This window comes from Plesiocystis pacifica SIR-1 (assembly GCF_000170895.1).
GTDB classification, from domain to species: domain Bacteria; phylum Myxococcota_A; class Polyangia; order Nannocystales; family Nannocystaceae; genus Plesiocystis; species Plesiocystis pacifica.
In genome coordinates, this window is record NZ_ABCS01000010.1 from 25536 (window position 1) to 47336 (window position 21801).

18 protein-coding genes and 1 tRNA gene are annotated in these 21801 nt (G+C 70.4%); 7 read left to right on the top strand and 12 right to left on the bottom strand.

The genetic code is table 11. From position 1 onward, the window contains the following. Nucleotides 1-77 precede the first annotated feature (77 nt). From PPSIR1_RS07035 to PPSIR1_RS07050, 4 genes are read right to left on the bottom strand one after another with little or no spacing between them, the layout of a single operon-like run. The gene (locus PPSIR1_RS07035) at nt 78-1640 is read right to left on the bottom strand and encodes a HEAT repeat domain-containing protein (RefSeq protein ID WP_006970316.1); all 1563 of its coding nucleotides are present in this window, start codon (nt 1638-1640) and stop codon (nt 78-80) included. A 31-nt stretch (nt 1641-1671) separates the two neighbouring features. Further along, nucleotides 1672-2151 (bottom strand): hypothetical protein, encoded by a 480-nt coding sequence (locus tag PPSIR1_RS07040; protein ID WP_006970317.1) that lies wholly within the window; start codon nt 2149-2151, stop codon nt 1672-1674. A 15-nt stretch (nt 2152-2166) separates the two neighbouring features. Next, entirely contained in the window at nt 2167-3747 is a 1581-nt protein-coding gene (locus PPSIR1_RS42030; RefSeq protein ID WP_086001085.1) for a formylglycine-generating enzyme family protein, read from the bottom strand. Between the two features lie 54 nt (nt 3748-3801). Further along, entirely contained in the window at nt 3802-4479 is a 678-nt protein-coding gene (locus tag PPSIR1_RS07050; RefSeq protein WP_006970319.1) for a potassium channel family protein, read from the bottom strand. Between the two features lie 160 nt (nt 4480-4639). Here PPSIR1_RS07050 and PPSIR1_RS07055 point away from each other — a divergent pair, with 160 nt between their 5' ends. Continuing rightward, nucleotides 4640-5131, top strand: coding sequence for a hypothetical protein (locus PPSIR1_RS07055; RefSeq protein ID WP_157595273.1), 492 nt, complete (start codon nt 4640-4642; stop codon nt 5129-5131). Here the strand turns inward: PPSIR1_RS07055 and PPSIR1_RS07060 are convergent. The 3 genes from PPSIR1_RS07060 to PPSIR1_RS07070 form a co-directional block, all read right to left on the bottom strand. Continuing rightward, nucleotides 5103-6641, bottom strand: coding sequence for a TrkH family potassium uptake protein (locus PPSIR1_RS07060; protein ID WP_006970321.1), 1539 nt, complete (start codon nt 6639-6641; stop codon nt 5103-5105). The genes PPSIR1_RS07055 and PPSIR1_RS07060 overlap by 29 nt on opposite strands. Before the next feature lie 75 nt (nt 6642-6716). Continuing rightward, nucleotides 6717-7520 (bottom strand): VOC family protein, encoded by an 804-nt coding sequence (locus PPSIR1_RS07065; protein WP_045115538.1) that lies wholly within the window; start codon nt 7518-7520, stop codon nt 6717-6719. A 219-nt stretch (nt 7521-7739) separates the two neighbouring features. Further along, the gene (locus PPSIR1_RS07070) at nt 7740-8774 is read right to left on the bottom strand and encodes a 3-oxoacyl-ACP synthase III family protein (RefSeq protein ID WP_006970324.1); all 1035 of its coding nucleotides are present in this window, start codon (nt 8772-8774) and stop codon (nt 7740-7742) included. 138 nt (nt 8775-8912) lie between these two features. On the opposite strand from PPSIR1_RS07070, the gene PPSIR1_RS47475 reads away from it, so the two are divergent. Continuing rightward, nucleotides 8913-9061: transfer RNA gene (locus tag PPSIR1_RS47475), tRNA-Leu, on the top strand. Between the two features lie 74 nt (nt 9062-9135). Here the strand turns inward: PPSIR1_RS47475 and PPSIR1_RS42035 are convergent. Both PPSIR1_RS42035 and PPSIR1_RS07080 read right to left on the bottom strand, forming a co-directional pair. Then, the gene (locus tag PPSIR1_RS42035; protein WP_006970325.1) at nt 9136-9852 is read right to left on the bottom strand and encodes a tail fiber domain-containing protein; all 717 of its coding nucleotides are present in this window, start codon (nt 9850-9852) and stop codon (nt 9136-9138) included. A gap of 47 nt (nt 9853-9899) precedes the next feature. Beyond that, on the bottom strand, nt 9900-10727 hold the full coding sequence (locus PPSIR1_RS07080; RefSeq protein ID WP_006970326.1) for a prolipoprotein diacylglyceryl transferase family protein: 828 nt from the start codon (nt 10725-10727) through the stop codon (nt 9900-9902). Nucleotides 10728-10955: 228 nt separating this feature from the next. Between PPSIR1_RS07080 and PPSIR1_RS42040 the strand changes: the two genes are divergently transcribed. The 3 genes from PPSIR1_RS42040 to PPSIR1_RS07095 all read left to right on the top strand — a co-directional run bounded on the left by PPSIR1_RS42040 (nt 10956) and on the right by PPSIR1_RS07095 (nt 15164). Next, nucleotides 10956-13010, top strand: coding sequence for a DUF2330 domain-containing protein (locus tag PPSIR1_RS42040; RefSeq protein WP_006970327.1), 2055 nt, complete (start codon nt 10956-10958; stop codon nt 13008-13010). Between the two features lie 102 nt (nt 13011-13112). Next, on the top strand, nt 13113-14093 hold the full coding sequence (locus tag PPSIR1_RS07090; protein ID WP_157595275.1) for an NHL repeat-containing protein: 981 nt from the start codon (nt 13113-13115) through the stop codon (nt 14091-14093). Nucleotides 14094-14216: 123 nt separating this feature from the next. Continuing rightward, nucleotides 14217-15164: a DUF1295 domain-containing protein gene (locus PPSIR1_RS07095; RefSeq protein ID WP_045115539.1), complete on the top strand. Its 948-nt coding sequence runs from the start codon at nt 14217-14219 to the stop codon at nt 15162-15164. A 344-nt stretch (nt 15165-15508) separates the two neighbouring features. Here PPSIR1_RS07095 and PPSIR1_RS07100 read toward each other — a convergent pair whose 3' ends face one another. Then, nucleotides 15509-16420, bottom strand: coding sequence for a LysR family transcriptional regulator (locus tag PPSIR1_RS07100; RefSeq protein ID WP_006970330.1), 912 nt, complete (start codon nt 16418-16420; stop codon nt 15509-15511). Nucleotides 16421-16545: 125 nt separating this feature from the next. Between PPSIR1_RS07100 and PPSIR1_RS42045 the strand changes: the two genes are divergently transcribed. Then, nucleotides 16546-17760, top strand: a complete 1215-nt coding sequence (locus PPSIR1_RS42045; RefSeq protein WP_006970331.1) for a M57 family metalloprotease — start codon at nt 16546-16548, stop codon at nt 17758-17760. 145 nt (nt 17761-17905) lie between these two features. Here PPSIR1_RS42045 and PPSIR1_RS07110 read toward each other — a convergent pair whose 3' ends face one another. Together PPSIR1_RS07110 and PPSIR1_RS07115 are read right to left on the bottom strand one after the other, a co-directional pair. Next, complete coding sequence (locus PPSIR1_RS07110; RefSeq protein ID WP_006970332.1) at nt 17906-20197, bottom strand: amidohydrolase family protein; 2292 nt, start codon at nt 20195-20197, stop codon at nt 17906-17908. Nucleotides 20198-20402: 205 nt separating this feature from the next. Further along, a complete protein-coding gene (locus PPSIR1_RS07115; RefSeq protein WP_006970333.1) occupies nt 20403-20651 on the bottom strand; it encodes a Rossmann-fold NAD(P)-binding domain-containing protein in 249 nt (82 codons plus the stop codon). A gap of 121 nt (nt 20652-20772) precedes the next feature. On the opposite strand from PPSIR1_RS07115, the gene PPSIR1_RS07120 reads away from it, so the two are divergent. Next, nucleotides 20773-21792 (top strand): AraC family transcriptional regulator, encoded by a 1020-nt coding sequence (locus PPSIR1_RS07120; RefSeq protein WP_006970334.1) that lies wholly within the window; start codon nt 20773-20775, stop codon nt 21790-21792. The last annotated feature ends 9 nt before the right edge of the window (nt 21793-21801 follow it).

Consider the following 21801-nt stretch of genomic DNA (forward strand, 5'->3'; position numbering starts at 1 on the left):
TCCCTCGATGTCGGATCCGTATTTTCGACTCGAAACGGCGAGCACACCGTGGGGCGTGGGGCGGAGCCCGCCGTGCGCTATTCGCAGCGTTCGCCAGGGAACAGCGCCACGAAGCTGTCGTGGGCCGTCGAGGCGACCATGGGGCTGCCGTCGGCGGTCCGGCACAGGGCCTCGCGGACCTCGGGGGAGGCGACGGGGGACTGGCCGAGGGCGGCGGCGAGCTCGCGGGCGAGGTTGGAGAAGCGGCTGTCGACCAGGGCCGCGGCGACGAGGGCGGGCCCCTCGGGGTCGTGGAGCACGAGCTGGCGCCCGGCCTCGGCGCGGTGGCTCAGGGCGACGCCAGTGTCTTGAAGGATGTCGCGCAGGGCCGAGTAGGCGGCCGGCTGATCGCAGCGACCCAGGGCCGTGACCGCCGAGCGGCCGACCCGGGCGTCCTCGTCCCCGCCTTCGCTGTCGGGGCCCGCGATGGCCGTCAGCGCGCGGACCGTGTCTTTGGTGCACGCCGCCTCGCCCCCCTGGGTCCGCGCGACCTGGTCGAGGGCGGCCTTGCGGACCTCGGGCCAGGGGTGGGCCTGGCTGGTCGACAGCCACGGCGCGCCGGGCTCGGACGCGGGCCCCATGAGCGCGTAGCCCAGGCTCGCCAGGCGCGGGGCGGAGGCGTCGATGAGCGCGAACTCGCTGGCCAAGGGCGCGGCTTGATCAGCGGGCATGGCCTCGAGGGCGAGGCTCAGCAAGACCTCGCTGGCCTGGTCGCCAGCCTTGGCCGCGCTGGCGTTGGCCCGGGCGACCTCGGCGAGCACGGAGGCGCCGCGCTCGAGCCGACGCAGGCCGTCGATGGCCGCCACGCGCACGGAGAAGGGGGCGTCGGCGGAGCGGGCCAGGGACTCGAGCCGAGCGCCGAACGCATCGCCCGCGGCGCAGCAGGCCGCGCGCACGACCAGCAAGCGCGCCGCTCGATCGCCGCTGTCTCGGTCCCCCTCGGCGGAGCGGGCCAGGTCGGCGTCGAGGTCGGCCTCGATGCCCGCGGCGATCGCCGCGTCGTCCCGAGTATCAGCGTGGGCGCGGCGGATCAGCGCCCGGCGCAGGCGGTCCTGGAGCTCGCTCGCGCCCCGGCCGATCATCGGCGAGAGCTCGTCCAGGCGCTCGCGGGGTGTGACGTCGACGAGCAGGTCGAGGAGGTCGCCGCGGTCGGCGTTGCTCAGCTCCTTGTCGCCGACGAGCCCGACGAGCACGGGCATGGCGGCCGCGCCCTGCTTGCGCAGCAGCTCGAGCCACAGCTCCGTGGGTCGGTCCTGGCGCATGGCCACGCGCAGCTGCTCCCCAAACAGGGCCACGTGCTCCGGACGCTGGAGCCCCGCGAGCAGGTTGAGCAGGCGGTTGCGCTCGGCGGGGCCCGGGGCCGGGACGGCGTCGAGGCGCTCGACCACGGCCTGGGCCGCGAGCTCGCCGTGGTCCTCGAGGCGCCCGCGGGCGTCGATGTAGGCCTTGCCGCGATCGACGAGCATGACCTCGACGTCGGCGCGGGCCTGCTCGAGGCCGTAGCCGTCGCTCGGGGCGTCCGCGGGGGGGTCTGCGGGCGCGGCCTCCGGGGCGACGGCCTGGGTCAGCGCGAGGGCGAGGCGGAGCGCGGTGGCGAGCACGGACCCAATGCTGCCATGCGCTCCCAGACCCTCAAAGCAGGAAGGCCGTCGCCGCCACCGCACCACCTGCGGCCACCGCCAGGCCCAGGAGGACCATCCAGGTCACGTCGCGGCCGGGCTCGACCGAGCTGGCTGGGCTCGGCGCGTCGGGCAGCTGGGAGCCCCCAGGTACGATCTCTCCGGGCTGCGCGGGCCTGTCGACGAGCTCGACGACGACGAAGAGGTCGCCGGGGCGCTCACCGGGGCGACCCACGCCGCCCTGGCCGCGCAGGCGCAGCACGGCGCCGGGAGGCAGCTCGTCGGGGAGGTGCAAGGTCACGCGCTCGGGGTCGGCGGCATCGACCGCGCGCTCGACGAGGTCACCGTCGGCGGCGAGGCGCTGGGGCACGGCCACGCGCACGCCGTGGCCCAAGCCTGCGCGCGGGACCTCGGCGGTCACGCGCAGATCGGGACCGCGGGCGGCGCTGGAGTCCCCCTCGCTGGCGTCGAAGATGTTGGCGAGGCCGGCCATGGGCGAGGACCAGTGTCACCGCCGACGCTTGCGTTGTCGAGGCCGGGCCGCCGCACCCTCGCCGGGCAGGGGGTCCGCGGCGCAGCGCAGCCCGAGGTCGGCGCGGCGGCTGCGGGGGTCGACCATCTTCGAGCCCAGCGCGCTGAGCTCGTGGGCCTCCTCGCTGAGCGCGGAGCCCCCGAACACCCGCGCGCCGCTGGTGCCCGCGTCGCTGGTCCACTCCCACACGTTCCCGGCCATGTCGACGAGGCCCCAGCGCCCGGTGCCCTCGGGGAAGCTGCCCACGGGCGCGGTCCCGACGAAGCCGTCGCTGCGCTCGTACAGCGCCGTGAAGGCCGGCTGGCGCTTGCCCTCCTCGTCGCGCGCGCGCAGCTCCCGAGCGCACTCGCGGCCGCAGGCGTTGACGAGGTGGCGGTCCGGCGGGTCCTCGCCCCAGGGGAAGCTGCGCTGCTGCTCGCCGCCCTTGGCCGCGTAGATCCACTCGTGGGCGTGGGGCAGGCGCTTGTCTCGAGCCTGGCAGTAGGCCCGGGCCTGGTCGAGGGTCAGGCAGTTGACGGGGTGCTTGCGCCGCCCGGCCTTGTCCTCGTTGCACAGCTCGTCGTAGCGAGCGTGGAGCGCCTCGTCGAGCTCGTCGACGCCGCGCCAGTCGACGCTGGCCGGGGCCTCGGAGCAGGTGTGGTCGGCGGCGCAGCGGGCATAGTCGGCGACGGTCACCTCGCTGCGATCGAGGCAAAAGGCGCCCGCGATCGGCTGCGCGCCGTAGTGGATCATCGCCATGCCCTCGGGGCAGCGCAGGTCGGAGAGGATTTCCTCCGTCTCGACGCGAGCGTCGAGGGGGAGCAGCTCGAGCTGGACCAGCGAGCGACAGTCCCGGGGCGGGCCGTAGCTGCTGGTCGCCTCGCAGGCCGCGAGCTTGCCGTCGCTCGAGTAGTAGCCGCGGTGCCGGCTGCCGCCGCCGCCCGCCCCCGCGCCGCTGACCTCCACGCCGGCCTCGACCCGCGCGCCGCTGGCCTCGGTCAGCTCGAAGGCGCCGACGATCAGGCTCGAGACCACGTGGGTCGCGTCCTCGCACTGGCGCCCGCGCAGCGCGGCCCTTGGCGGAGGCGTCGAGGGTCCGGCGTATTGCCCGACCAGGGCCATGTCGAGGAGCAGCGCGCCGTAGCGCTCGACGGCGCCGACGAGCTTGGCCGCGCCCAGGGGGACCTTGGCCCACACGTCGCCGGCGCTCTGGATCAGCAGCTGGTCGTGCTTGCCCGAGACCTCGGTCCACTCGTAGCTGCCCTCGACCTCGCAGCCGCGCAGGACCTCCATGGCGCAGCCGGTGTAGCGGACCACGATGAGCTCGCCGCGGTGCAGCTCGGCCTCGAGGGCGCTGCGCTGGGTCGAGGGCCACTCGACGAGCAGGGGGTCGAGGTCGAGCTCGGCCTCCTCGCTGCCCGAGCCCTCGACGCAGCGGGCGTAGGCTTGCTTGGCGTCGATGCCTTCGAGGCCGCCGGGTCGCGGGCTCGAGCAGCCCGGCGCGAGCAGGACCGCGCCGACGAGGGCCATGGCGCCGAGGAAGGGCGCGGCTCTCCAGGGTCCCGCAGGGCCGAGCATGACCCGACGCTAGCAGCACCTCGCAGACGCGGACAAGCTGGAGGGGGCGGGCGCTCAGCCTTTGCGGGTCAGCACCGCCACGGCGCGGTCGATGTCCGCGTTTCCGGCGATGACCAGGACGGTGTCTCCAGTCCGGATCCGCGTCTCCCCCCGAGGGATCACCAGCTCCCGCACGCCCTTGCGGCGGATCCCGATCAGCAGGCACCCCTCCGGAAACTTGCGCTCCGCCGCGATGCTGGCGGCTGAGCGGCCGATGCACCAGGCCGTGGGCGGAATGCCGACCGAGAAGACCTGCGCCGCGTCGTCGCCGATCATCACGATCTCGTTGACCACCGGGTGCTCGATGTAGAGCACGACCTGGTTGCGGAGCAGGTGGGTGGTGCGGATCAAGTGGTCGGCCCCGGCGGCCTCGTAGGCCGCGGCGTAGGCGTTGTCGCGCAGCCGGGCGATGATCCGCTCGACGCCGAGGGTCCGCGCGAGCAGGGTGCAGGCGATGTTGTCGGCGTCGTTGGGCATCACCGTGACCAGCAGCGAGGCCCGCTCGGCGCCGGCGTCCTGGAGCACGTGCAGGTCCGTCGCGTCGCCGAGCACGGTCACCGCCCCGAGCTGGGAGTAGATGGCCTCGCAGGTGTGCTTGTCTCGGTCGATGACGACCACGTCGTGGCGACGGGCGATCAGGGCCTCGGCCAGCTCGCGCCCGAGCGCGCCTCCGCCGGCGATGATGACGTACATGGCCCGATCCTATCAGGCCCCCAAAGCGGCCTGATAGGCTCTCCAGGGGCTAATGGCGAGCCCGCGCGCGAGCCTTGGGGGCGCGACGGAGGGGCGCGGTGATCGATCCCCGGGTCGGTGGCACGTCCCAGTCATGAGCCGAGTCGTTCCCCTGCTTGCCTTGGCCTCGTGCCTCCTCGTGCCAAGCCTGGCCTCGGCCGACGTCAAGCCCGAAATCTCGTCCCCGGAGGACGGGGCGATCGTCGACACGACCTTCTGGGTCGAGGTGAGCCGGGGAACCTTCGAGCACTGCAGCGTTGGCGGGTGCGACGAGCTAAAGGACCTCGATGTCACCCTGAGGGCCAACGGGAAGTATGCGGCCAGCGCAGACTTCGAGGGGCAGCCCTCGGTGGCGCTGGAGGTGACCCTCGAGCCTGGCGAGTACGAGCTCGAGGCGGACGGTGAGGTCTCGGGGGTCGGCAAGTCGATCACGGTGACGGTGGAGGGGCCTCCGGACGTGCCCCAACCACCGCTGGAGGACGGCTGCTCGGTGGTCGACGAGGGGGGCGCTGGGCTCCCCTTGGGGGGGGCGCTGATGCTCTTCGCGGGGCTCTGGCGGCGTCGCCGGGGCGCGGAGGAGCGCGCTAGCGCGTCCACGCCCGGACGCTCATGAACACGAACAGCGGCAGGACCTCGAGGCGCCCCGCGAGCATGGCGACCATCCAGGTCAGCTTGACCGCGGACGGCAGCTGCTGGATCTCGGGGATGCTGATGTAGCACGGCCCGATGTTGTTGAGCGCCGAGCTGATCCCCGAGAGCGCCTGCCAGCCGTCGTGGTCCGAGAGCATGGTGGTCAGCACGGTCCCGAAGGCGAGCACGCACATCCACGCGACGGCGAGGGCGGTGACGCGGCCGAGCTCGGGCACGCCCACGACCCGGCGATCGAGGACCACGGGGGTCTGGGCGGCGCTTGGCAGGACCAGGCGGCGGAGCTCCCGGACCATGACCTTGACCAGCAAGATGACCCGGGTGAGCTTGAAGCCGCCGGTGGTCGAGCCGACGCAGCCGCCGAACAGCATCAGGATCAAGAACAGGGTCTTGGCGGTGTGGGCGAAAAAGGGCGAGGCGATGTCGACGGTCGCGTAGCCGGTGGTGGTGACGATCGCCAGGGTGGTGAACAAGGAGGTGCGCAGGCCGGCCTCGGCGCGGGCGAGACCGCCAGCGTTGGCGGCGTGGGTCGTGACCAGGGCATCGTCGGCGAACATGCCGACGCCCTCGCGCCACTGCTCGAACACGAGCAGGGCGACGACGCCGACGATCAGCCCGATCCACAGGCGCATCTCGGAGCCGTCCCACAGGGCTCGCCACTCTCGGCAGACCAGGCGGTAGTGGACCACGAAGCTGGTCCCGCCTGCGGCCATGCCGGCGATCAGGATCCACTCGACGGCGCGGACGTTCACGTCGACCCCGGGCTCGCGGTAGTAGGCGATGCTCGCGTCGTGGGTCGAGAAGCCGCCGGTGGACAGGGTCGTGAACGCGTGGGTGATGGCGTCGAACCAGCTCATGCCGGCGGCGAGCAGGCCGAGGGCCACGAGCACGGTGAAGCCGACGTAGAGGTAGACGAACAGCTGCAAGGTGCGCAGCGGGCCGGGGACGGAGCGGCTCGAGCGGATCTTGTGGGCCTCGGTCCCGCTCAGGCGGTGGGCGAGGGCCGAGCTCCGGGTCAGCGCGACGAACAGGCTCAGGATCCCGACGCCGCCGATCCACTGGCTCAGGGCGCGCCACAGCAGCACGCTCGCGGGCATGGTGTCGAGGCCCGAGAACACGGTGATGCCCGTGGTCGTGAACCCGCTGACCATCTCGAAGCTCGCGTCGACGAAGCTCGCGTCGAGCAGGACCATCAGCGGCGCGGCCCCGATCGCCGAGGCGAGCAGCCAGGCGGCGGTGCACACGAGCATGGCCTGGACCTCGTCGAGGGGCCGCGATGGGATGCGCGCCCACATGCCGGCGCCCGCTCCAGCGGTGATCATCGCGGGGAGGCCAAAGGCCAGGGCGAGCGGGCCGAGGGCCTCCCCGAGCAGGGCCGCGACGACCCCCGTCACCAACAGCGCGCCCGCGAGGACGAGCAGGACCAGGCCGAGGGCGTGGGCGACGGTGGCGAGGGTCCGCAGGCGCGGGCGCATGGGTCAACGGTACCGGCTTTTGACCATCTTCGCCGTCGTGGACGACGCCACGCCCTCCCTACCCCACGTCCACGACTAGTCCACGAACAGGCGGACTTCGAGCATGGTGATGATCGTGAACGTGGCCCCCTGGGCGTCGTTGACCACGGCGAAGCGGCCGACTTGCGGGATGTCGATGGCGGGCACGCAAATCTTGCCCCCGGCCTCCTCGATCGCCTTGGCCGTCGCGTCGACGTCGGCGACGGAGAAGTAGGTCATCCAGTGGGGCGGGATCCCCTGCCACTGCTCGCCGACCATGGGCACGATGCCGCCGTTGCTGCGCCGGCCGGCCGCGATCGAGGTGTAGACGAACTGGCCCATGTCCTGCTCGCTGTAGGTCCAGCCAAACAGCTCGCCGTAGAACTTGCGCGCCCCGGGGACGTCGGTGGTCGCCAGCTCGTTCCACGACATCGAGTTGGGCACGTTGACCGTGCCGGCGCCGAAGTGGGTGCCGGCCTTCCAGACCGCGAACATGGCCCCGTGGGGATCCATGAACGCGGCCATCGAGCCCGAGTCGAGCACCTGGAAGGGCGGGAAGATGACCTTGCCGCCGAGCTCGGCGGCCTTGGCCGCCGTGGCCTCGACGTCGCTCACGGCCACGTAGTCGGTCCACATGGTCGGGGCCCCGCTGGCCTTCATCTCCTCGCTCATCTGGCCCAGGCCCGCGACGGGGCGCCCGTCTTGGGTCCAGATCACGTAGGGCGGCCCGCCCTTGGTGTCTTGATCCACCGCGGTCCATCCAAAGATCTTCGAGTACCAGGCCTTGGCCGCCTCGAAGTCGTGGGCCACGAGGTCCGTCCAACAAAATACACCGTCGTCGTAACCATTCATCTCGGTCATTGCGTGCTCCCATCTGCGGGCGTTCGGTGCCCGTCTTTGCGGGCACGCTAACCCATCTGCGCGCCGATTGGAGCCAGCAGCTCTGCGCCTCGAGAGCCCGCAGGGGTGCCCTTGGTGGATCGCCGACGACCACTCTCGACGCGGACGTCGAAAAGCAAAGGGCCGCGAAACATCGCGGCCCTCGTGTGCGTCGAGCGGAGTCGGTGCTGAGCTCGAGTGTCACCAATCGATGATCGCCGAGCCCCAGGTGAAGCCCGAGCCGAAGGCGGCCAGGGCAATCTTCATGCCCGGCTTCAGCACGCCGTCGCGCTTGGCCTCGGCCAGCAGGATCGGGATGGTCGCCGCGGTCGTGTTGCCGTAGCGCTCGATGTTGTGGACGACCTTCTCCTCCGGGACCTTGAGCAGCTTGTGGGCGACGTACTCGTTGATGCGCTTGTTGGCCTGGTGGAGCACGAACAGGTCGATGTCCTCGAGCTTGGTGTTCGTCTCGCTCATGGCCTGCATCAGCGCGCCGGCGATCTTGGTCACGGCGTGCTTGAAGACCACGCGCCCGTCCATCTGGGCGAACAGCTTTTGCGGGGGCACGCGGCCGAAGCCGTCGGCGTCGAGCTCGACGAAGGGGAAGTTGGCGATGTCCCAGATGTGCTGGGCGAGGACGTCGGCGTTGGAGCCGTCGGCGCCCAGCCACACCCCGCGCACGCCCTTGTCCTCCTCGGTGCCCTCGAACACGGCGGCCCCGGCCCCGTCGCCAAACAGCGAGGCCACGGTCCGGCCGCGGGTGCTCAGGTCGAGGGCGTGGGAGTGGGTCTCGGCGCCGACGAGGAGCACGCGCTTGCACTGCCCCGACTGGACCATCGCCGTGGCGACCTGGGTGCCGTAGAGGAAGCCCGAGCACTGGTTGCGGATGTCGAGGCAGGGGACGTACTTGAGCTTCTTGCCCTCGGTCAGCCCGAGCTTGTGCTGCAGGTAGACCCCCGAGCCGGGGAAGCAGTGCTCCGGCGAGAGGGTCGCGAAGATGATCATGTCGAGGTCCTGGGGCTCGAGGCCCGCGTCGGCGAGCGCGGCCTTGCTCGCCTCGAGGCCCAGGTCCGCCGAGCCGACGCCGTGGTCGGCGAAGCGGCGCTCGCGGATGCCCGTGCGCTGTTGGATCCACTCGTCGCTGGTCTCCATGCCGTAGTCGTTGACGAGGTCGTCGTTGGTGACGACCCGCGGCGGGACGTAGAAACCGGTTCCGGAAATGTAGGCGTTGGTCACGAATGGGCCTCGGAGCGGACTCTATCAAACGCCTTTCTAGGCGGCTCTGCGCACATTTTTGCGCACTTTTGTGTCCGTTCTGGGTCTGTTCCGGGTCTGGCGCTTGCGCGCTGGGACATCGCTGCTAGCTTGACCGGCGGCGGGTTGGTGAAACTGGTAAACACACGCGTTTGAGGAACGCTCGTTGAAAAACGTTTGGGTTCGATGGGGCGGCTCATGTGAGTTCTGCCCACGCGATCTGGGTCCGCACAAAAGATGACTTCCTGGTTCGAGTCCAGGACCCGCCACGAGAGAGCCGAGGTCGACGACCTCGGCTCTCGTACATTGTGTGGGCTCCACGCGCGAGGCCGAGGGGGCCCACTCACTCATCGACTGCCTCGAGCTTGGCGAGTCGGGCCTCGAGAGCCGCGACCGTCTCGCGCAGGGCCTCGTTCTCGGCCTCGAGGTCCTCGAGCTTGGCGTCGAGGGCCTGGATCGCCGCGAAGGACACGCCGTCGGCGTCGACCTGGAAGATGGCGCGCTCGCTCGCGCCGACCTCGAAGGCCGCGCGGAAGTCCTGGGCCATGGGGCCGATGTGGCGCGCGGCGTGGGGGTCGTCTTTGTAGGTCCAGGCCGCGACGGGGAGGGCGACGAGGGCGTCGAGGACGGCCTGGGTGTCGACGGTCTGGAAGTCGCGCTTGAGCTCGCGGTCGCTCATGGGGCAGGTGACGCCGCAAAACTCCTCGCCGCGCGGGACGGGCAGGCCGGCGCAGCACATCAGGCCCTCGCAGCACAGCTCGGCGTTGGCGCAGCTGGCTCCCTCGCCGCCGCACATCCCGGCGTCGGTGGAGTCGGTGGAGTCGGTCGATGTGGAGTCGGTGGAGTCAGTCGATGTGGAGTCGGTGGACTCCGACTCGGTCGAGCTCGACTCGCTGCCCTCCGAGCTCGACTCGGTCGTGGGTGACTCGTCGCTGGAGTCCGCGTCCGTGGCCTCGTCGCTGGTGTCGGAGGTGGCGTCGCCAGAGTCGTCGGCGCAGGCGAGCGCGGTGAACAGGGCGAGGGTCAGCGCAACGGTGGGAGCACGACGCGGCGAGAGCATGGCGCGATCTTGCCAGAGCTAGCCGCGGCCACGCGCTGGTGATCGCATCAGCTGAAGTACAGCGCGATGGCGGACGCGACGGCCAGGCCCACCGACAGGCGCTGCGCGGAGTTCAGCCCGGCCTCGGGGTCGTGACCCTCGCGGTAGAACTCTTCGACGAAGCGGTACATCGAGACACTCAGGAGCAGGCGCGGCAGGGCCCAGCCGTCGGGCTGGCCGAGCTCGAGCACGCGCAGGCTGAGGGCGCCGAACAGGGCGAAGCAGACCGCCGAGGAGATCAGCGCCAGGGGCAATACGCGGACGCCCGTGTTGCCCTTGGAGCGGGGGTCGAACTCTCGCCAGCCCCGGACGCGGCGCAGCTGCTCGGCCTCGTAGCGCACGCCGCAGCGCGAGGGCTTGCCGCGGTGGCTGCCGCCGAAGAAGCTCGCCAGCCGGCGCATGGCCAGGACCAGGGCGAGGCTCAGCGCGGCGAAGTCGGCGGCCGCGGCCATGGGCAGGTCGGCGAGCCAGGCCGAGAGCAGCCACGCCGGGATGACCACGAAGCACATGTCGCTGAAGCAGGGCTTGGGCTTGAGCCCAGTGAGCTGCTGCTTCGTCGCGAGGTACAGACCCTGGTAGAGGATCTGCATGAACACGAAGGCGAAGGCGAAGGCCGAGAGGGTGAAGCCCTCGACGAGGCGGCTGAAGCCCGCGGCCAGGAGCAGGGTCAGGACCACGCTCGCGTCGGAGACCAGGAAGTAAGGGTGCAGGGGTCGGCCGAAGGCGCGGAGGGTGTGCGCCGCCGCGATGCTGCGATCGAGGCCTGCGTTGATCAGCCGGGTCCACCCGCCGGGGCGGACGAGACGAACTCGTCGGGAGTCAGGGGCTGCATGCAATAAAGCCATGGTGATGGGGGGCTGGGCCGAAGGGGGGCGCCCAGGGCGAGTCGGGTGTCCCTTCCCGAATGTGCGGAAGGTGCACGCGCTCATGCAGGGAGTGCGCTGACGTAGCGGCTTTCATCAGGGGTGGTAAAAAAAAGGATGATACGCTGTTCAAACTGTATTTCGGCCGTTCGTAGCCCGCCTTGCTGGTATCTTCGTGAAGGGCCCCGTCCCCTCGCCTCGTTGTCGATCGCTCTGACTGCCAGTCTCGCAGCCGGGGCGATCTCGCTGATCCCCACCCCGAGTCATGCCTTTTGTGGGTTCTACGTCGCGGGCGCGGACGCGGAGCTGTTCAACGACGCGACGGTCGTGGTGCTCATGCGCGACGGCAAGCGGACGGTGCTCTCGATGCAAAACGCCTATCGAGGCCCGCCCGAGGCCTTCGCCATGGTCGTGCCCGTGCCCGTGGTGCTGTCCGAGGACGACGTCAAGGTGCTGCGCCCCGAGCTCTTCGACCGCGTCGAGACCCTCTCGTCGCCGCGCCTGGTCGAGTACTGGGAGCAAGACCCTTGCGGCGACGGCTACGGGGTCGCCGGGCTCGGGCTGATCGGCACGGGCCGCGGCGGCGGAGGCACGGGGTCCGGCTACGGCTTCGGCGGGGTCCCGACGGTGACCGTCGAGGCCGAGTTCGAGGTCGGCGAGTACGAGGTCGTGATCTTGTCGGCGACGGAGTCCACGGGCCTCGACACCTGGCTGCGCGACAACGGCTACTCGATCCCCGCGGGCGCCGAGCCGGTGCTGCGCCCCTACGTCGAGGCGGGCTCGAAGTTCTTCGTCGCCAAGGTCGACCCCGCCAGGGTCCAGTTCGACGACCAGGGCCGGGCCATGCTCTCGCCCCTGCGCATGCACTACGACAGCGAGGAATTCTCCCTGCCCGTGCGCCTGGGCCTGATCAACGCCCCCGAGGGCGGCAAGCAGGACCTGATCGTCCACATCCTCGCCCCGCGGACGCGCTACGAGCTGGCCAACTACCCCAACGCCTTCATCCCCACCAACCTCGACGTCAAGGCCGAGACCGCCGAGCGCTTCGGCGAGTTCTACGTGTCCTTGTTCGACCACACCCTCGAAAAGAACCCCGGGGCGGTGATCACCGAGTACGCCTGGTCGGCGGGGAGCTGCGACCCTTGCCCGGGGCCCGAGGCCGCGCTGACCAGCAAGGAATTGCTCGAGCTCGGCGGGGACGTGCTCGACAGCCAAAGCCGCGCGCTCCGGGCCGACGCGCGCCCGTCGATGACGGTGCGCCCGGCGAGCAAGGGGGTCGAGGCCGACGCGGGCGTGGATCCGATGGTCGTGCGCCGCATCGTGCGAGCCCACGCCCGCGAGCTCGAGAGCTGCCGCGAGTCGGTCGCGGCCAAGGTCCCGCCGGGCGCCGAGTTCTCCGGGACCCTCGACCTGGAGTTCACCGTCGAGTCGAGCGGGAAGGTCGGGGACGTGCACCTCGCTGAGGGGGGCGTCGACAACCAGCCCCTGCGCGACTGCCTGAGCGGCCGGATGAGGCGGCTGAAATTCCCCAAGCCCAAGGGCAAGGGCCCCGCCACGGTGCGGCTGCCGCTCGTGTTGCGCGAGACGGAGGCGAGCGCGATGAGCTTCTCCCCGACGGCGGCCTCGAAGTTCGTGCTCACCCGCCTGCACGCGCGCTACGACGGCAAGGGCCTCGGCGAGGACCTGGTGTTCGAGTCGGCCGGGCCCGTCACCGGCGGGCGGGAGTGGATGGACATGGACGGCGAGATCGAGCAGGGCGCGAAGGTCGGGGACGCCTACGGGGTCAACAACTTCCAGGGTCGCTACGTCATCCGCCACGAGTGGACGGGAGCGATCGAGTGCGAGGAGCCCCACCGCGGGTGGTGGGGGGGTCCGCCCGAGGGCGCCCAAGACGAGCCCAAGGTCGCCAAGCAGCTGGCGACGACGACCCGCGGCGCGAGCCTGGGCAGCTTCGTGACCGCGGCGTCCGTGGAGACCCTCGGCGTCGAGGCCAGCGCGGCGTCGCCCAAGCCCGAAGCGCAAGCCGACGCGGCCGAGGACAAAGACGGCGAGGCGGAAAAAGCCGAGGGCGCGCCCGAAAAAGCTGCGGAGGCCAAGGAGGCCCCGGCGAAGGACGCGCCCGGCTCGTGCGCGTGCGCGAGCAGCAAGGGAGATCTCGCGGGGCGTGGTGCCCTGGATCTCGGCGCTGCGCTGTCGATCCTGGGGCTGAGCCTGGGTCTGCGCCGGAGGCGTCGCGTCCGTGTGACGTCTGGGTGAATCGGACTTCCCGCCGAGCCTCGCCCTGAGCCGGTCGGGGTGCGACCATCCGCAGGTCGGGCCCGCTGCGGGTGTGGGCCCCATCGACCAAAGGTGTTCTCGATGGCGACGCTCTCCTCGACCTCCCCCCTGACCGCCGCGCTCGGCCTGACCCTGACGACCGTGCTGGCGGTGGGCCTGGTCGCGTGCTCGGACGACGGCGACGGCTCGCCGACCTACGCGACCGCGGGCATGGGCACCGACTCGACCGCCAACGACGACGCGAGCGACGGGGAGAGCACGGACGAGGAGAGCACGGAGGAGGTCGGCGAGGACGGGCCCGAGGACAGCTCGGACGACGAGGAGGCCAAGCTCGACATGGGCTCGCAGGACCTCGGCGAGGGCCTCATGGAGGTCGCCGAGGTGTTCGGCCACTCGGGGCAGGTGCTCTACCGCCTCGACCCCGAGACCCTCGAGGTCGAGGAGGTCGGCCCCTTCGACGGCTGCACCGCCTCGATCATCGACGTCGCCCTCGACGCCGACTCGAACATGTACGGCACCGCCTTCGGCTCGCTGTGGGCCATCGACCGCGAGACCGGCGACTGCACGCTGATCACCGACGAGGGCAGCTTCACCACCTCGCTGTCCTTCGTGCCCGCGGGCACCGTCGACCCCGACGAAGAGGCCCTCGTGGGCTTCGACGACGATCAGTACGTCCGCATCGACACCGAGACCGGGGCGATCACCACCCTCGGCAGCCTCGGCGACGGCCTCGAGTCGAGCGGGGACATCGTGTCCGTGGTCGGCAAGACCTACCTGACCGTGCGCGGCCCGGGCTGCGAGGACACGGACTGCATCGTCGAGATTGATCCCAGCGACGGGTCCGTCCTCAAGAACTTCGGCAGCGTCGGCTACGACCAGGTGTTCGGCCTGGCCTTTTGGGGCGGCCGGGCCTATGGCTTCGCCCGGGAGGGGGCGCTGTTCGAGATCCAGTTCGGGGACGACTCGGTGATCTGGACGAGCATCCCCATGCCGGGCGCGCCGGCGAACCTCGAGTTCTACGGCGCGGGCTCGACCACCTCCGCGCCGCCCCTCGAGGGCTGAGGGGCCGCTCGCTCTGAAGTCGCACCTCGCGCGCGCCGGGCCGACTCGTCCGGCAGCGCGCAGGACGGACCAGACCCCCATTTCGGCCGCCGGCTGGCCCTGGAGCCCGTAGGTGTGGCAGGCATGGGTGTGTCGTCCAGCCCGCCCCTCAGCCGCCGCGCGTCCTTTTACCGGGTGACCCTCGCCTACGTCGTCGCCCTCGTCGTGGCCGCGGCGAGCGTCGTGGTGTGCGGGCGGCTGGGCTGGGAGTCGGCCTACGTGCAGATCGGCGTCGCCGACCTGGCGGCGACCTTCGTGGTGTTCGCGTTCAGCTACGCCCACGACAACAGCAGCTTCTACGACGCCTACTGGAGCATCATCCCGATGTGGATCATCGTCTACCTGGCGGCGCTCGGCTGGGGCGGCGAGGCGAACCAGGTGCGGATGATCCTGGCGCTGGTCGGCGTGTGCTATTGGGGCGTGCGGCTGACTTGGAACTGGGCCCGGGGCTGGAGCGGCATCGACCACGAGGACTGGCGCTACGTCGACATCCGCGCGACGGTGGGCGAGCGCCTCGAGTGGCTGGCGAGCCTGGGCGCCATCCACCTGTTCCCGACGGTGATGGTCTTCCTGGGTTGCCTGCCCCTGTTCGTGGTCTGCCTGGGCGCGCCCGATGGCGCCGCAGCGGTGCAGCCCCTGGGCCCGCTCGACGCCCTGGCGACCGTGGTGACCTTCGGCGCGGTGACCATCGAGCTCGTCGCCGACAACCAGCTGCGCGACTACGTGCTGCACCGCAAAAAGCCCGGCGAGACCATGACCGAGGGGCTGTGGAGCTGGTCGCGGCACCCCAACTACTTCGGCGAGATGTCCTTTTGGTGGGGCCTGTACCTGTTCGGCCTGGCGGCGGTCGGCCTCGAGCACGCGGCCTCGCTGTGGTGGATGGCCGGCGGGGCCCTGGCGATGACCGGGCTGTTTCAGTTCATCAGCATCCCGATGATCGAAAAGCGCATGCTCGTCCGGCGCAAGGACTACGCCGAGGTCCAGGCCCGGGTCGCGCGCTTCGTGCCCCGTCCGCCGCGCAAGCGGGCCTGAGTGGGCTCAGATCAGCCATCACCGAAGTCGAGGCTTCGGCCTGCCAAGGATGAAACAGCCCCCCGCGGACTACCGAGCGGTCAGTTTCGCATCAGAGGGTCGGCCAGAACGAGTCCTGTCCGCCCCTCTGTCTATTTTAGCCGTCGTGGACGACGCCACGCCCCTCCCTGCCCCACGTCCACGACTCAAGTCAGAGACTTGTCAACGAATCCACGCCCCCGCTTGCGGGGGCGACCACCAGCCTTCTCCAAGGTACGAACTCCATTGCCCACCAAGCCAAAGCGGAGGAGCGGATAGCGACGAAGCGCCCCCGGTCCTCAGAGCCTGTGGGGGTAGAGCAGAGCTCAGCCCACGGTCGATTCGAACTCGGCGAAGAACTCGCGAATGATGGCGAGCAGGCGGCGCGTCCACGCGAGCTCGACGTTTCGCTCCGGGACGGCGATCCACATGCCGACGTCGCCGCCCAGCAGGCCCTCGAGGACCTCGACCTCGTCCGCCTGGGTGCCGATCGCGGGGATGAAGTAGGGCAGGCTCGGCACGAGGACCAGGCCCGCGCCGCGCTGGGCGATGGCGTGCAGGAAGTGGACGTCGTCGAGGACCATGGCCGGCGTGACGGGGAGGGGCTTGCCGTCGCTCGAGAGCACGCTCGCGCCCTCCCCCGAGGTCATCAGCGCGCCCTCCCACACCCACAGCGCGTGGTCCTTCAGCTCCTCGACGGAGCGCGGCGTGCCGTGCCGGGCGAGGTAGGCCGAGGAGGCCTGGAGGGTGAAGCGCATGCGCAGGACCTGGAAGGTGCGGTACTCGCCCAGCCGCGGCCGGCCGAAGCTCATGATGAGGTCGGGCTCCCGGTCCACGCCGTGGAGGAAGGGGTTGGCCTGGGTGTACAGGTGCAGCTGGATGTTCGGCATCCGCTCGCGCCAGCGCTCGAGGAAGAGCGTGGTCTGGACCGGGGCCATGCCCGGGGGGATGGCGACCTTCACTGGCCGGGTCGGGGTGTCGAGCTCGAAGCGCACGGACGCGTCGAGCTGCGCGGCCTGACGCAGCAGCTCCTCCGCGCCTCGAGCCAGGCGCGCCCCGGCCTCGGTCGGCAGCGCGCCGTCCCGGGAGATGGTCAGCAAGGGCGTGCCGAAGTCGGCCTCGAGGGCCTCGAGGCGCCGGTTGAGGGTCGTGCGCGGGACGCCCAGCTGGGACGCGGCCCGGTTGATGGAGCCCGCCTCGATCACCTCGAGCAACGCGCGCAGTTCGTCCAGGGTCATGGTGGTGCTGCCTCGTCCAAATCTGGGCAACGGTACTCCAGATCTGGACATGTCCGGGGGTGGTAAACCGCTGACCGGAACCGGACAGAGCCAGGCCGGCGCGGGCGTGACAAGTACAGCTCGCAATGACCAAGCGCTCTTCACTCCTCTCCCTCCTCCTCCTCGCTACCATTGCCTGCGACGCCGGCGTCGACACCGACGGCGAGCTGGACTCCCTGCGCGACGAGACCGAGCTCATCCTCGACAACCTGGCCGTCGCCGGCTTCAACGACGAGCACGTCGAGGTCCGCGAGGACGGCCGCGTGTACGTCGGCGGCGACATCCACGTGACCCTCGAGGCGTCGCGGGAGATGGTCGCCCAGGTCGCCGACGAGGGCGACGAGGCCTTCCGCCACTACCGCACCAGCAACCTGGTGACCGACGAGATCATCTGCGTCGACGCCTCGGCCTACGGCAACGCCGACAAGCTCGACGCCATCGACGGCGCGATCCGCCGCTACAACGCCCAGGCCCTGAGCTTCGAGATGCGGCGCACGAGCGGCTCCGAGCCCGACTGCGACACCACCATCACCGTCGTCCGCACGGGCGGCACGGGGGGCTCGGCCGGCTTCCCCTCCGGGGGCCACGCCTACGACGAGATCGAGATGGGCGACAACATCTGGTCCAAGTACGGCAAGGCCGTGTTCCGCCACGTGTTCATGCACGAGCTCGGCCACTGCGTGGGCTTTCGGCACACCGACTACTTCAACCGCTCGATCAGCTGCGGCTCGGGGGGCAACGAGGGCGGCGCGGGGGTGGGCGCCCACCACATCCCCAACACGCCCACGGGCGCGAGCAACAAGGGCTCGATCATGAATTCCTGCTACTGGGACACCAGCGACGGCGAGTGGAAGGACAACGACGTCACGGCCATCACCGAGCTCTACGGCGTCAGCTTCTGCGACGCCTTCGACGGCCGCGAGATCTCGCTCCGGACCAGCGACGAGCGCTTCGTCCGGGCCCGCGACGACGACAAGAACTGGCGCCTCGACGCCCGCGAGGGCAAGAACGCCGACACGACCTTCACCGTCGAGTGCACCAACGGCAAGGTCTGGCTCAAGACCAGCCACGGCCGCTACGCCTCGCCCCAAGGCAGCGGCGACGATTACATCATTCGTCAGCGCAGCGGGTGGAACATCCTGGACTCGTTCCTGCCGTCGCAATACGACAACGGCAAGTGGCAGTTCGCGACCCGTTACTCCCGGTACATGCGGGCGCGCAGCGGCAGCGACGACTGGAAGATCCGCCAGAGCACCTCGAGCCAGTCGGACACCCGCTTCAAGGTCCACCTCGAGAACTAGGGGAGGGGGCAGGGAGGGGGGGCGTCGCCCACGACGGCGAAAGAGGACCCGCAGCGTCGCCCCCGACTCGCCGAAATTGGCGAAGCCCCCGCGAGCCTCGAGTGAGGCCCCGCGGGGGCTTCGTCGCGTTGGGCGAGCGCCCTCCTCAGCCGCCGCTGAGGGCCTGGCCGCGCTCTTCGGCCAGCTCCCACATGCGGATGTAGCCCTCGGCCGAGCGGAACAGCGGGTCGAGGTCATCCTCGGAGGTGGCGTCGTTGCGGGCGTCCTCGATGAGCTCGGGGAGCAGGCCGATGTGGACCAGGCCCTCGAAGTTGAAGTCGAGGGCGCGGTTGCCGATGACGGGCTCGGTGAACTCGACGTCGCCGGCGGCGGACTGGAAGGGGTAGGTGACCGGGTCGGTCTGCTCGGTGTTGCACACGCCGTCGCCGAAGCGGGGCCCGCGGGCGCCGGCGAAGCCGTTGAGGTCGAAGCCGAAGCCCTCGGCCGGGTAGCCGCCGTTTTGCTCGATGAGATCGATGCGGTTGAGGTAGTTCGAGAGCGTCGAGCCGGGCTCGCCGCTGCGGCAGCGGCCCAGGCCGCTCTTGGCCACGCCGCCCAGGGCGTAGATCTGGCCGTTGAAGTTGCGCCCGTGGGTGCCCACGGCCGGGTACTGGTTCTCCTCGAGGATCTCGAAGGCGCGCTTGTAGGACCACTGCGGCAGGTGGTCGACCTCGAGGATCATCCCGCGCAGCATCATCTCCTCGATCAGCGTCTCGCCGAGCTCGGTCATGACCGCGTTTTGGCAGTACTGGCCCTCGAGGGGCGGGCCGAACAGCTCGTTGATGTACAGCGAGACGATGGCCACGGGCTCGTTGACGTAGTCGATGAGGTTGAGCGGCGCCTCGCTCTGGAACTCGTCCCGCGGCATGTTGAGGCCGCCGAAGAAGATGTCGCCCTGGTCGAAGCCGTCGGTGACCTCGTCGGGGCACTCGGTGGTGAAGTTCGACCAGTGGCTGCTGTTGAGGAAGTTGCCCAGCTCGATGAAGGCCCGATCGCCGTCGCCGGGGCCGAAGGCGTTGTCGTACTTGTGGACCGGGAACACGGCCCGGATGCCCCGGTCGTAGTAGTCGTCGAGGGTGTTGCGCACGTACTCGGCGTCGCACACCGGGTCCTCGGGTCGCGGGGTCAGCTTGCAGTCGAACAGGTCCGAGGTCTCGATGCCGAGGATCACCGCCATCTTGCCGTCCTCGATGACCTGGCGGGCCTCCGCGGGGCTCTGTACGATGCGGAAGAAACCCTCGCCGGGGCCGCCGAACTGCGCGTCGATGTAGCGCTCCATGGCGTAGCTCTCGTCGATGATGCGGTCGACGGCGGTCATGTCGTCGCAGTCGTAGCGGGTCTGCTGGATGCCCTCGCCCGCGGTGAAGTTGCAGATCACCGAGTTGGTCGTGGCGTGCTGGACGACCAGGCGCAGGCCGCCGAGCCAGGCGCGCTCCATCCACTTCCAGTACTGGGTCTGGTGGGTCGAGCGGCTCGGGGCGTTGGGCCACCCGGTGAACTCGGGGTAGCCGTCGGTGTTGTGGTTGTACTCGGCGAGCTCACCCGCGACCAGATCGGGGATCAGCGCGGCCAGGTCCGCGTCGCCGGCCCCGGCGGTGTCGAAGGCGAAGCCGAAGAAGTCGTACTTGCCGTCCGGGCCGTGGGCGAACTCGCAGCTGGGCAGGGCGTGCTCGACCCCGAGGGGGTGGAAGGCCTCGCCGTGGAAGATGCTGCCGCCGCCGAAGGCGAAGTTCGAGAGGATGTGCGAGTGGGTGTCGACGATGCCGTAGAGGTCGCCGTCGTCGAAGGTGGTCTTGGTCGGGGTGCCGCTGGCGTCGAGGGTGAGCTCGGGGTGCTCCGTGCAGCCCTCGGCCTCCACGAGGGTCACGGGCAGGCCCTCCGCGCCCAGGCCCGACTCGGTCAGCAGCAGATCGTTGCGCTCGTTGCGAAGCTGGATCTGGTCCCAGTCGGCCTCGGCGGTCTCGGGCCACCAGATGGCCCCGGACACGTAGCTGTCGTCGATGAGCAGGACGTCGGACTGCAGCTCGGTCTGGCGCAGCAAGGGCCCGTCGTCGGATACGAGGTAGCCGCCGTTTTCGTCGTAGAAGAGGTAAGCGCCCAGGTCCGCCGCGCGCATGAAGAAGCGGGCCGCGCCACTTTCGTCGGTGGCGAACTCGTAGGTCGTCCCCCCGCCGCCAGCGGTCAGCCAGCGGTCCCCCGAGCGCACGCTGTAGCAGCCGTTGACGAAGCCGAAGGCCTCGAGCTCCGGCGGCTCGCCGGTCTCGCCGGTGTCCGTGTCGTCGCCCGTCGTGTCGCCGGTGGTGTCTCCCGTGGTGTCGCCGATCTCGTCGTCCCCAGCGTCGGCCGTGTCGTCGGAGGGACAAGCCGTGAGGACGAAGACCGTGGATAGCGAAGCCAAGGTGACAATCGGAGGAATGCGCATGTGTCGAAGCCTAGGGGAGTGTGCTCCACAGCACAAGACGGGAGGCCCTCGAACGCGCGTCGCACGACGTTCGGCGGGCCTTGCGGCGAAACACATTCACACCCGGAGCGTCGGTACTAGAGCCCAATTGCGCGGACATGTCCCCGAGGAACTCGGCGTCCTCTTCGACCTTTGCGCTTGGCTATGAGCACCTTCGCGTCTTCGCCCGCGGTGTCGCGCAGTCGGTCTCGAGCATCCCGGGCTCGACGAACTCGACCTCCACGCCGAGGCCGCGTAGCTCGAAGTGGAGGGGGAAGGGCATCTCGTCGCCGGTCGACGAGACGCTGACGACGACCCCGGACTTGGGCGCGCGCATGGGCGGCGGCACGGCCGTGGTGAGCTCGAGCAGGTCGATCACGTTGACGTCGAACTGGCGGCGGAGCTTGGCCATGGGCGTGGCCTCGAGGACCCGTCGTGCCAGCTGCGCTTGGCGTGATCCGATGGCCGGATGGCGCCCTCGGCAAGTCGGGAGCTTGGCCGGAGGTCGCCTCGAGGGCTAGCCTGAAGGGGCCATGTCTCGCTCGAACGCCTTCCCCCTCGAGGCCTCTTGGTTGCCGATGTTGCGCGACCTCGGCGTGGTCCCGCGAGCGGTGCTGCGTCGCGCCGAGCTGCCCGAGGATCTGTTTCGCCGCGAGGGCCCGGTGGGCTTGCCGACCGACGACTACTTCCGGCTGTGGACGGCCCTCGAGCGCGAGGTCGGGGAGCCCGAGCTCGCCCTGCGCCTGGGCCAGGTCGTGCGCAGCGAGATCTTCCACCCCGTGCTGTTCGCGGCGATGTGCAGCACCAACATGAGCGTCGCGGCCCAGCGCATCGCCGCCTACAAGCGCCTCGTCGCGCCCATGGAGCTGCACGTGCTCGAGGACGACGAGCGCATGGTGATGGAGTTCGAGTGGCTCGAGCGCACCGTCGAGCCGCCGGTGTCCCTGGCCCTGTTCGAGCTCGTGTTTCAGATCGCCTTCGCGCGCATGGCCACCCGCGAGCCCATCTACGCCCTGCGCGTCGAGACCCCGCGGCTGCCGGCCAGGCTCGACCCCTACACGAAATTTTTTGGCGTGCGCATCGAGCAGAGCGAGCGCCACGCCGTGCACTTCTCCCGGGCCGATGGGCGCCGCCCCTTCCTCACCGCCAACGAGTCGATGTGGAAGATGTTCGAGCCCTCGCTGCGCCAGCGCCTGTCCGAGATCGAGGCCGAGGCGACGGTCCGCGACCGGGTCCGCGCGGCCTTGCTCGAGGCCTTGCCGGCGGGGGAGAGCAGCATGGATCAGATCGCCAGCAAGCTCGGCGTCAGCAAGCGGACGCTCCAGCGACACCTGCGCGGGGAGGGCACGAGCTTCCAGGCCGTGCTCAATGCGACCCGCGAAGAGCTCGCGCGCTACTACCTGGTCAAGACCAAGCTCTCGGGGGCGGAGATCAGCTACTTGCTCGGCTTCGCCGACCCCAACTCCTTCTTTCGGGCCTTCCACGCGTGGACGGGCTCGACCACGGAGCAGGTCCGGCTCGCAGGCGACGGGGGCCAGCCCGCGCGCGCCTGAGCGAGTCGC

Excerpts from the sequence above, each read along its gene's own strand:
- PPSIR1_RS07040 (WP_006970317.1), bottom strand. The coding sequence starts at position 2,151 with ATGGCCGGCCTCGCCAACATCTTCGACGCCAGCGAGGGGGACTCCAGC.
- PPSIR1_RS42030 (WP_086001085.1), bottom strand. The coding sequence starts at position 3,747 with ATGCTCGGCCCTGCGGGACCCTGGAGAGCCGCGCCCTTCCTCGGCGCC.
- PPSIR1_RS07050 (WP_006970319.1), bottom strand. The coding sequence starts at position 4,479 with ATGTACGTCATCATCGCCGGCGGAGGCGCGCTCGGGCGCGAGCTGGCC.
- PPSIR1_RS07060 (WP_006970321.1), bottom strand. The coding sequence starts at position 6,641 with ATGCGCCCGCGCCTGCGGACCCTCGCCACCGTCGCCCACGCCCTCGGC.
- PPSIR1_RS07065 (WP_045115538.1), bottom strand. The coding sequence starts at position 7,520 with ATGACCGAGATGAATGGTTACGACGACGGTGTATTTTGTTGGACGGAC.
- PPSIR1_RS42035 (WP_006970325.1), bottom strand. The coding sequence starts at position 9,852 with ATGCTCTCGCCGCGTCGTGCTCCCACCGTTGCGCTGACCCTCGCCCTG.
- PPSIR1_RS07090 (WP_157595275.1), top strand. The coding sequence starts at position 13,113 with ATGGCGACGCTCTCCTCGACCTCCCCCCTGACCGCCGCGCTCGGCCTG.
- PPSIR1_RS07095 (WP_045115539.1), top strand. The coding sequence starts at position 14,217 with ATGGGTGTGTCGTCCAGCCCGCCCCTCAGCCGCCGCGCGTCCTTTTAC.
- PPSIR1_RS07100 (WP_006970330.1), bottom strand. The coding sequence starts at position 16,420 with ATGACCCTGGACGAACTGCGCGCGTTGCTCGAGGTGATCGAGGCGGGC.
- PPSIR1_RS42045 (WP_006970331.1), top strand. The coding sequence starts at position 16,546 with ATGACCAAGCGCTCTTCACTCCTCTCCCTCCTCCTCCTCGCTACCATT.
- PPSIR1_RS07115 (WP_006970333.1), bottom strand. The coding sequence starts at position 20,651 with ATGGCCAAGCTCCGCCGCCAGTTCGACGTCAACGTGATCGACCTGCTC.
- PPSIR1_RS07120 (WP_006970334.1), top strand. The coding sequence starts at position 20,773 with ATGTCTCGCTCGAACGCCTTCCCCCTCGAGGCCTCTTGGTTGCCGATG.